The sequence below is a fragment of the Pseudoalteromonas sp. TAE56 genome (assembly GCF_000497955.1).
Lineage (GTDB): Bacteria > Pseudomonadota > Gammaproteobacteria > Enterobacterales > Alteromonadaceae > Pseudoalteromonas.
On sequence record NZ_AUTN01000009.1, the window covers coordinates 1 to 3,826 of the forward strand.

General features: G+C 39.9%; 5 protein-coding genes. 3 read left to right on the forward strand and 2 right to left on the reverse strand.

Annotation, left to right across the window (positions count from 1 at the left end):
• Positions 1-66: 66 nt before the first annotated feature.
• Positions 67-534 carry a transcriptional regulator ArgR gene (gene argR / locus L656_RS0100290; protein WP_002957753.1) on the reverse strand — a complete coding sequence of 156 codons (468 nt, stop codon included), beginning with the start codon at positions 532-534 and terminating at the stop codon, positions 67-69.
• Positions 535-759: 225 nt separating this feature from the next.
• On the opposite strand from argR, the gene mdh reads away from it, so the two are divergent.
• Positions 760-1,692 carry a malate dehydrogenase gene (mdh, locus tag L656_RS0100295; RefSeq protein WP_002957751.1) on the forward strand — a complete coding sequence of 311 codons (933 nt, stop codon included), beginning with the start codon at positions 760-762 and terminating at the stop codon, positions 1,690-1,692.
• Positions 1,693-1,777: 85 nt separating this feature from the next.
• On the opposite strand, the gene ispB is transcribed toward mdh, so the two are convergent.
• Positions 1,778-2,749: an octaprenyl diphosphate synthase gene (gene ispB / locus L656_RS0100300; RefSeq protein WP_024597739.1), complete on the reverse strand. Its 972-nt coding sequence runs from the start codon at positions 2,747-2,749 to the stop codon at positions 1,778-1,780.
• A gap of 422 nt (positions 2,750-3,171) precedes the next feature.
• Between ispB and rplU the strand changes: the two genes are divergently transcribed.
• Positions 3,172-3,483 (forward strand): 50S ribosomal protein L21, encoded by a 312-nt coding sequence (gene rplU, locus L656_RS0100305; protein WP_002957748.1) that lies wholly within the window; start codon positions 3,172-3,174, stop codon positions 3,481-3,483.
• Between the two features lie 16 nt (positions 3,484-3,499).
• Positions 3,500-3,757, forward strand: coding sequence for a 50S ribosomal protein L27 (gene rpmA, locus L656_RS0100310; RefSeq protein WP_002957747.1), 258 nt, complete (start codon positions 3,500-3,502; stop codon positions 3,755-3,757).
• Positions 3,758-3,826: the final 69 nt, after the last annotated feature.

Below are 3,826 nucleotides of genomic sequence, written 5' to 3' on the forward strand. Positions count from 1 at the left end.
AAGCCGATATGGGCTCTGCTTTCTTTGCACCTTCAATAGGGTTTTTAAAACAAATTTAATTTGCTATTAAACCGTATCAAATAAAATGCGAACGCGTTCAAGTGTTACATCTATTTCAGATATTTTAGCAGGAGCGATAAAAATAGTGTCATCGCCGGCAATAGTTCCTAGTACGCCATCTGCTTTACCTAATGAATCTAATAAACGTGCAATAAGCTGAGCAGCACCTGGGCTGGTACGAATGATGATCATCATTTCGTTGTGCATAATGTCGATTACTAATTGGCGTAATGGGCTTTTAGCCGTAGGTACACCCATTTCAGCAGGTAAGCAGTAAACCATTTCTTGTTTGGCATTGCGTGTGCGTACAGCGCCAAATTTACTTAACATGCGTGATACTTTACTTTGGCTTATATTGTCAAAACCTTGATCTTTTAACGCATCAACTATTTCGCCTTGAGAACCAAAATTTTCTTCTTTTAATAGTGATTTAAATGCTTTTACCAGTGCTTCTTGTTTATCTTGTGGTTGCATAGTCTTTATTCGTTTTTGTTATTTATGCCGCAAATTCTACACAAAAATGAATAATTATGCAGCAGTTGTTTAGTTAACTTGCCAGTTTGATGCGTTAAATCACATAAGTTTACGACTATGGTCGAAAATATACTTGAAATAGACAGGATAAATTTGTTTTTAGTCGCTAATTTCATTATCTTAAGAGCCACAAATGTTTCCTACCTCAAATTACGGAGAATTCCAATGAAAGTTGCTGTATTAGGTGCTGCAGGCGGTATCGGCCAAGCGTTGTCTTTATTATTAAAAACAGGCTTACCAGCTGGCTCTGAATTATCACTTTATGATGTTGCACCAGTAGTACCAGGTGTTGCGGTTGACCTTTCTCACATCCCAACAGATGTTAAAGTTGCAGGCTTTGGCGCAGACGATTTAAATAAAGCGCTTGAAGGTTCTGACATCGTTCTTATCCCAGCGGGTATGCCACGTAAACCAGGTATGGATCGTGCTGATTTATTCAATGTAAATGCTGGCATCATCAAAACTTTAGCAGAAGGCATTGTTGCCAGCTGTCCTAAAGCGTTAGTAGGTATTATTACTAACCCAGTAAATGGCACAGTTCCAATTGTTGCTGAAGTATTCAAAAAAGCAGGTACTTACGACGCTAAACGCGTATTCGGTATTACTACGCTTGACGTTATTCGTTCAGAAGCATTTGTTGCTGAACTTAAAGGCGTAGACGTAGCAACTGTAAAAGTACCAGTAATTGGTGGTCACTCAGGCACAACGATTCTGCCTCTACTTTCTCAAGTTGAAGGTGTTTCTTTCACTGATGAAGAAGTTGCTGCACTTACTCCACGTATCCAAAATGCGGGTACTGAAGTTGTAAATGCTAAAGCAGGCGGTGGTTCAGCTACGCTATCTATGGGTGCTGCTGCAGCTCGTTTTTGTATGTCTTTAGTTAAAGGCCTACAAGGTGAAGAAGTTGTAGATTACGCTTACGTTGCTGTTGAAAATGGCGATGCAGAGTACTTTGCACATCCAGTACGTTTAGGTAAAAACGGCGTAGAAGAAATTCTTTCTTACGGCGAACTAAGCGCATTTGAAACAAAAGCAAAAAATGACATGCTTGAAACTCTGAAAAAAGACATCAAAGAAGGTGTTGATTTCATGGCGTAATAGCCGGTTTAAGCAACAAAAAAGCCTGCATTTGCAGGCTTTTTTATTGCTCAGAATTAATGTCACACTGTGTAACTAGTTAAAACTAGTGGTCGCGGTCAACCGCAATACGGGCAATACTTATAAGTGCTTGCTTATAGTCAGACTCAGCTAAAAAATCTAAACAGGCAATGGCTTTTTCGGCCTCAAGCTCTGCTTTTTGCATTGTAAACTCAAGCGCATTAGTTTGTTTTAGTGCAGTTAAAATTTCTTCTAAATGCTCCATACCATTACTGTGCTCTATTGCATCACGAATAAGCAGTGTTTGCTGCTCGCTACCATGTTGCATAGCATAAATAAGCGGAAGGGTTGGTTTGCCTTCAGCTAAATCATCGCCAATGTTTTTACCTAGCTGCTCAGCATCTGCATTGTAATCGAGTACGTCATCTACTAGTTGAAACGCAGTACCTAAATGCATACCGTATAGGTTTAGTGCATCAAGTGTCGCTTGGTCTTGCTCTGTGATAATGGCAGCAAGGCCTGTAGCTGCTTCAAATAATTTAGCCGTTTTAGAGTAAATAACCTGCATATAGCTGGCTTCAGTCGTATCTGGGTCATTGCAGTTCATTAGCTGCAATACTTCACCTTCAGCAATAATGTTTGTTGCATCGGCAAGTACTTGCATAATCTGCATTTTTCCAAGGCCAACCATAAGCTGAAATGAGCGAGTGTAAATAAAGTCACCAACCAATACGCTAGCAGCATTACCAAATTCAGCATTTGCTGTAGGCGTGCCACGTCGTAAGTTTGATTCATCTACAACATCATCATGCAATAGCGTTGCTGTATGGATAAACTCAACAATTGTTGCAAGTGTTATGTGATCTTTACCCTGATAACCGAGCGCTTTGGCTGCTAAAATAGCCAGCATTGGACGAACGCGTTTGCCGCCACTGCTAACTATATATAAACCAAGCTGATTAACTAACGCCACATCTGAGCGCATTTGCGCATGTATAAGTTGATTGACGTCATTCATATCGCTTTCGATTAACGCCTGGATAGCTTTTATATCCATTGATCTCCGAGCCAATTTTTATGTGTGAACGGCGCAGATTGTACAACAAAAAATGCACTAGCTCGATATTTTGTGACGATTGATTGAAAAAACACTATTAAAGTACTTAATTTAGACTGAATTAGCCAAGATAACTGATTAATTGATAATCAATATACAGTTTATGGTGTGCTTAGATATTGAGCTGTGAGGGTCATATTTGAGTACATTAATTTATTTCGGCTAAGAGTTAAAAAGCGCTTGGCAAAAGGGCCAATTAATATAAAATGGGGTAAATATTGAATTGCTCTCAAAGCAGCTACTTTTTATTCATTTTAATTACAAAATAGGCTTGCTAGTTATTTCGCGTTAGCGTAAACTTCGCGCCCTATCGAAGAATATTTTAGTTGCGCCGATTTGAGGGTGCACAGACGGAGTTAATTATGTACGCGGTTTTCCAAAGTGGTGGTAAACAGCATCGTGTGACTGAAGGTCAAACGATTCGTCTTGAAAAATTAGACGTTGAAACTGGTGCGGCAGTAGAATTTGATTCAGTACTTTTAGTTGCTGATGGTGAGAAAATCGAGATCGGTGTACCGTTCGTAAACGGTGGCAAGATAACAGCTGAGGTTGTTTCACATGGTCGCGGTGAGAAGATTAAGGTTGTTAAATTTAGACGCCGTAAGCATTCTCGTAAGCAAATGGGCCATCGTCAATGGTTCACTGAAGTTAAAATCACTAGCATTAGCGCTTAATTAGAGGTACTTAGAAATGGCACATAAAAAAGCAGCTGGTAGTACTCGTAACGGTCGCGATTCAGAAAGCAAACGCCTAGGTGTTAAGCGTTTTGGTGGCGAATCAGTTCTAGCGGGTAGCATCATTGTTCGTCAGCGTGGAACTCGTTTCCACCCTGGTACTAACGTAGGTATCGGTAAAGACCACACTATCTTCGCAAAAGCAGATGGTAAAGTTCAGTTTGAACAAAAAGGTCCTTTAAACCGTAAATACGTAACTATCGTAACTGAGTAATCAGTAAGGTAGTTAAAAACCCCGCCTTTGCGGGGTTTTTTGTTTTGTAGTCAGCCAATATATACCCAA